Source organism: Cryobacterium sp. MLB-32 (genome assembly GCF_000738085.1).
Taxonomy (GTDB): Bacteria; Actinomycetota; Actinomycetes; order Actinomycetales; family Microbacteriaceae; genus Cryobacterium.
The window spans coordinates 1-3306 of record NZ_JPRS01000599.1; the positions used below are offsets into that span (position 1 = coordinate 1).

General features: G+C 58.2%; 3 protein-coding genes. All 3 read left to right on the forward strand.

Annotation, left to right across the window (positions count from 1 at the left end):
• Positions 1-323 precede the first annotated feature (323 nt).
• The 3 genes from JF66_RS20170 to JF66_RS20180 all read left to right on the forward strand — a co-directional run bounded on the left by JF66_RS20170 (position 324) and on the right by JF66_RS20180 (position 3226).
• Positions 324-1442 carry a site-specific integrase gene (locus tag JF66_RS20170; RefSeq protein ID WP_035880686.1) on the forward strand — a complete coding sequence of 373 codons (1119 nt, stop codon included), beginning with the start codon at positions 324-326 and terminating at the stop codon, positions 1440-1442.
• Complete coding sequence (locus JF66_RS20175; protein ID WP_035880685.1) at positions 1426-1758, forward strand: helix-turn-helix transcriptional regulator; 333 nt, start codon at positions 1426-1428, stop codon at positions 1756-1758. Before JF66_RS20170 ends, JF66_RS20175 begins: the two co-directional genes overlap by 17 nt.
• A 307-nt stretch (positions 1759-2065) precedes the next feature.
• Positions 2066-3226 (forward strand): hypothetical protein, encoded by a 1161-nt coding sequence (locus JF66_RS20180; RefSeq protein ID WP_081882527.1) that lies wholly within the window; start codon positions 2066-2068, stop codon positions 3224-3226.
• Positions 3227-3306 lie beyond the last annotated feature (80 nt).

The following is a 3306-nucleotide window of genomic DNA, read 5'->3' on the forward strand; positions in this document are numbered from 1 at the left end:
TACTGTTTTCACGCTCAATATCACAGGTAATATAACACCCAATATGACCGATAATAGTTATTATGTCAATGCTGAGTAGGTATTATTCCAACAGATGCACGATTTGGCCCTCCTCGCCCTTCGGCATCGTGTGATTATCCAGTGGCGGCGGAAACTGGCTCTTGATCAGCATTTCCCCGGCGCGGCTGACGTGATCCAGTTGGCGCGCATGATGCTGAGGCGATGTGTTCCTCGTGGGTTGAAGTCACATTGTGCTCCGTGTTTGTGCGGATCATGCAACTGGTGCAAGAATCAAGCATCTGATGCACTTGTTGGGAGACGTTTTGGCGATCGATTCAATTGGTAGAGCATCGCGAAATACTGCGATTCCGCTGCTTCATCCTGAAGACCAGGTCGTGCAGGAAATGTTCGATGGGTGGCGAAACCAGCAGCTCAGCCGAAATTTGAGTTTGCAGACCATCCAACAGCGAGAACGCCTTGTGCGGCGATTCCTTGAGGCCACCAACGAACACCCGTGGAACTGGACATCGAGTCATGTCGACGAGTTTTTCGGAGACAGGCGTTCCGTTCACCAGAACACCCAGTCAACGCTGCGCAGTTACCAAAATGCCCTCAGGCTTTTCTGTGACTATCTCACCGACCCCGGCTACGAATGGACGCGAATCTGCCTTGAACTGTTCGGCACTCACCCCACCCAGGTGTGTTTTGAGTGGAACACCGCCACCCATGTCCAAGAATCAGAACGAGGGCCCGGCAAGCGAGCTTTCACCAAGGCAGAGGTGCAGTCATTGTTTGATCGGGCAGACGATGAGGCAGACCGGATCGCCCGGCATCACCGCAAAGGGTGGCTCCCGAGCTTCCGAGACAGCACCATTTTCAAGATTGCATATTCCTACGGCCTGCGCCGAAACGAGGTGCGTCACCTCGAGACGTTTGACTTCTCCCGCAACCCGCAGGCGCCCGAATTTGGAAACTTCGGTGTCCTCAACGTTCGGTTCGGCAAAGCGATGAAAGGCTCTGCTCATAAGCAGCGCAGCGTCCTCACCGTCTTCGATTGGACGGAAGAAGTCATTGAAGAATGGAACGAACGCGGTCGGTCGTTGATGACCGACGGACAAGACATGTTTCCCAATGAGCGCCAGGGCATCGTCTCGGAGGCTGCCCTCGGAGCCCGCTTTCGGCGGTACCGTGATGACTTGGGACTCTCCCCCGGACTGGACTTTCATTCGCTGCGCCGTTCGTACGTCACCCACCTCATCGAAGATGGCTGGGACGCTCTTTTCGTTCAACGCCAAGTCGGACACGAATACGCGTCCACCACGGGGCTCTACACATCCGTTTCAAGCGACTACCGCACTAAAACTCTCCGTCGAGTCCTGGACAGCACGATCAATGAAGCCCTCGGAAGAAAGCAGAAGCCCCCAGATGAAACGCACCGTTGATTACGACTGGAAACTTGCCGAGCTCATGGCCCGCAACGCCATGCACAACACCACTGACCTCGCTTCGCACCTCCGGGACCGCGACATCACCCTGTCCGCGTCGCAAATCTATCGACTCGTGACGCAGCGTCCAGAACGCATTTCCCTGCCGATTCTGTCGGCGCTTTGCGACATCTTCAGCTGCACACCTGCCGAGCTCATCGCCGTTCGCGCCGAAGACGAGAAGCCAGTCCCCCGAGTGGTCAACGAGGGGGTCATCGATCTCAACTCTCGAGTTCGCCCGCGACGGGCCCGAGTAGTTCCCGATGACCGCTGAGTCCACAGCCCGCAAACGCGGTCGACCCCGGACAGCAGGCTCGCTTCAGTGCGACAGGTGCCGACGCCAATGCAACAAGATCGCTGTTCACTGGCCGGACGGAGCGATCTGCGGAATCTGCTTCTACGACGCAACGCACAGCCACGGGCGATGCCCGGGCTGCGGGATCGATCGAATGCTCCCTGGACGAGATCCGATGGGCGCTCCAGCCTGCGTTGAGTGCACCGGAATACGCCAACGTTTCACCTGCGCCACCTGCGGGCAGGAACGCCCGCGATTCCGCACGTCAACATGCATCGAATGTGCTTTGCGCAACGACATCAGTGTGCTCTTCGATTTAGAAGCTCGTCCCAACGCCCCGCTGCACACTCTTTGCGAGACCCTCGTCACGGCCGATCGCCCAGAAAGCATCTACACCTGGATGCGGAATCCAAAAGTTCGCACGACGCTCGCTCAACTCGGGGCGGACGAACGATCAATCACACACGACACCCTCGATCAGCTCCCCACCAGCCGACACATCGACCATCTGAGGGCCATCCTCGTCGACGCCCATCTCCTCCCCCAACGTGACGAAGCACTACAACGATTCGAACGTTGGTTGGCCGAAAAACTGGAGCCATTGCCCGTGGATCTGCGCAAGCCGGTCGAGCGGTTCGCTACGTGGCACCACCTGCGCAGCATCCGACGGAAAAGCTCCGCAACGACGAACAGCCAGAGCTCCGTGCACAACGCCAAGCAAGAGATCACCGCGGCCATCGCATTCCTGACGTGGCTACATGACGAGCACGGGCGAACACTGAACCAGTGCCGGCAAGCGCATGTCGACCTCTGGCTCGCAGCCGGTCCCACGACACGATTCACCGTCCGGAACTTCTTAGTCGTTGCCATGAAAGAACGACTCGTTCCGCCGCTCATCGTCCCCCATCGAAAGTCGAAATCAACGCGCAAGATGACTCACGAGGACAGAATTGAATGGATCCGACGCTGCCTCGTCGAGGAACCCGACACCGTCGCATTCCGAACCGCCGCCATGCTACTCGTCCTCTACGCGCAGCCCCTCAGCCGCGTCGCTTCCCTACAAATCGACGCGATCACTGAAGTTGAAGGTGACCTGCACCTCACCTTCAACGAGATACCTGTCCTCATCCTCGAACCATTCGCAGAACTCGTCCGAACGCATCTCGCCCACCGCGCACCATCACGGACTCGGGACGTCGAAAGCAGCCCTTGGCTATTTCCCGGCGGCCGAGCCGGCACCCACATCAATTACTCCTACCTCATGACCAAGATCCGTGGCCTCGGGATCAACCTACTGGCCGCAAAGAATCGGGCCCTCGACGACCTGGTGACCGAGATGCCACCGCCACTCGTCGCTGACCTACTCGGCTACAGCTATCAAGTAACGACGCAGCACGCAGCCTCCGCCGGAGACACGTTCGCGCACTACCCGACACTCCGCCGCTGACCAGAATCATCGCCGCAGGAATACCGCCAGCTCGAATATCACTCGTCACCAGTCGCCCTCCGGCATATACGCATAGAGTG